The following is a 2,104-nucleotide window of genomic DNA, read 5'->3' on the forward strand; positions in this document are numbered from 1 at the left end:
GATCCGGGGCGAGGGCGAGATGCGCTTCGACGGCGCGCCGCTCGACGGCGCCCGCTTCGCCTTCATGCCGCAGCGCGACGCGCTGATGCCGTGGCGGCGCGTCATCGACAATGCGACGCTGGGGCTGGAAGTGCAGGGCATGAAGCGCAGCACGGCGCGAGAGCGCGTGGCGCCGTTGTTCGCCGAGTTCGGCCTTGCCGGCTTCGAGCGCGCCTGGCCAGCCGAGCTGTCCGGCGGAATGCGCCAGCGCGCGGCGCTCTTGCGCACCGTGGTGCAGCGGCGCGACATGCTGTTGCTCGACGAGCCTTTCGGCGCGCTCGACGCGCTGACCCGCGCGGCCATGCAGCGCTGGCTGGAGACGATCTGGCGAAGCCACCGCTGGACGGCGCTGCTTATCACCCATGACGTGCGCGAGGCAGTGCTTCTGTCCGACCGCATCTATGTGCTGTCCGAGCGCCCCGCACGGGTTGTGCGTGAAGTGGCGGTGCCGCTGCCGCGCCCGCGCACCGAAAGTGCCGAGCTCGCCCGCGAGGCGGCGGCGATCGAGGCCGACATCCTCGACACGCTGCTTGGCCGGCCGATCCCAATCAACGAACACCCGATGGAGAACCGAAATGATTGATATTACCCGCCGCCAGGCGCTGTTTCTGGCCGCCAGCCTGCCATTTGCCGGAGCCGCCACGCGTGCCCGGGCCGCATTGCAGAAGATCACCGTCGCGCTCGACTGGACCGTCAACACCAATCACATCGGCCTGTTCGTGGCGCGCGACAAAGGCTTTTACCGCGACGCAGGCTTGGAGGTGGAGATCCTGCCCTATGGCGACACGGGTTCGGGCACGCTGGTCGCCAGTGGCAATGCCGATTTCGGCATTTCCGGCTCGCTCGGCCTGTTCACGCAAAAGAGCGCCGGCGCCGACCTGAAAGCCGTCTATGCCGTCGTCCAATCGGAGACCGGCCGCGTCGTCTTCAACGCCGACCGCACCGCTATTCAAAGTCCGAAAAATCTCGACGGCCTGACCTATGGCGGCTTCGGCAGCGCCTGGGAGAATGCACTGCTGCGAACCATCATCCGCCATGACGGCGGCAAGGGGGATTTTTCGACCGTGACGCTGGGCACCTCCGCCTACGACGCGCTGGCTAACGGCGCGGTCGATTTCACGCTGGAAGTCTCGACCTGGGAAGGCGTCGAGGCCGAGCTGAAAGGCTTGAAACACCGCAGCTTCCGCTACGCCGATTACGGCGTGCCGGATGAGCACACCACGCTGATCGTTTCCAGCAACGCCTTCCTCACCGCCAACCGACAAGCGGCTGCGGCCTTCGTCCAGGCGACGCGGCGCGGCTACGAATTCGCCGTGGATCATGCGCAGGAGGCAGGCGAGCTGCTGATCGCCGCCAACAAGGACACGCTCACCAACCCGGCGCTGATCGAGGCCTCGCTGAAGGCGCTGAACAAGGGCCATTTCCTGAAGAGCGCGAACGGCGCCATCGGCACCATGGACAAGGCCAAGATGGAAGCGATGGGCGGGTATTTGTTCGCCTCGGGGATCCTGCTCGATGGCAACGGCAAGGCGTTGAAGGACAAGCCGGATTTGCGCGCGTATTTCACGAATGAGTTTCTGGGGTAGGGGCCAAGCGCCGAAGGAACGCGGCCTTGCGCCGGGACCTTGCCGGGAAATCCGGTGCGGAGCCTAATTCTTGACGATGGTGCGAAGCAGCGCGGTTTTGATGTGCCACCCCGGTTCGCCTTGCAGCGACAGGGCGGCTTCATAGAGTTTCGCCATGGCCGGACACAGGCCCGGAAAGTCCGGGTTGGCGTTTGAGATGGCCTCCATCTCGGCCGGCGTGCCGCCGATCTTTTTGAAAATGTCGGCGACCAGCGACCAATCCTGATCGCTGGGCGCGACCGTCGGCAGGCCGCTTCTTTTGGCGGCGCCGTAGGCGCGGAACAGCGCGGCGCCGATCCTGTCCAGGTCAGCCAGGAAATCGTGGCCGGGCGCGCTGATCGCGTCCGGCCCGTTGCGCAGGTAATTGTTGCAGGTGGCCGGCGTTTCGCGCGCCATGACATGATTGAGCATGTCGAGTTGCGCCGAAAGCACTTCCCAAG

Annotated in this window: 2 protein-coding genes and 1 pseudogene; 2 read left to right on the forward strand and 1 reads right to left on the reverse strand. The window is 65.7% G+C overall.

The features are described 5' to 3' along the window. Together EOD07_RS32080 and EOD07_RS32085 are read left to right on the forward strand one after the other, a co-directional pair. On the forward strand, nt 1–622 hold a 622-nt coding region (locus EOD07_RS32080; protein ID WP_127238116.1), incomplete at its 5' end, for an ATP-binding cassette domain-containing protein. Further along, complete coding sequence (locus EOD07_RS32085; protein ID WP_127238117.1) at nt 615–1,625, forward strand: ABC transporter substrate-binding protein; 1,011 nt, start codon at nt 615–617, stop codon at nt 1,623–1,625. The genes EOD07_RS32080 and EOD07_RS32085, both read left to right, overlap by 8 nt. 63 nt (nt 1,626–1,688) lie before the next feature. Here EOD07_RS32085 and EOD07_RS37900 read toward each other — a convergent pair. Beyond that, nucleotides 1,689–2,104, reverse strand: a pseudogene (locus EOD07_RS37900) (hypothetical protein); the annotation flags it as partial.

This window comes from Mesorhizobium sp. M2C.T.Ca.TU.002.02.1.1 (assembly GCF_003997225.1).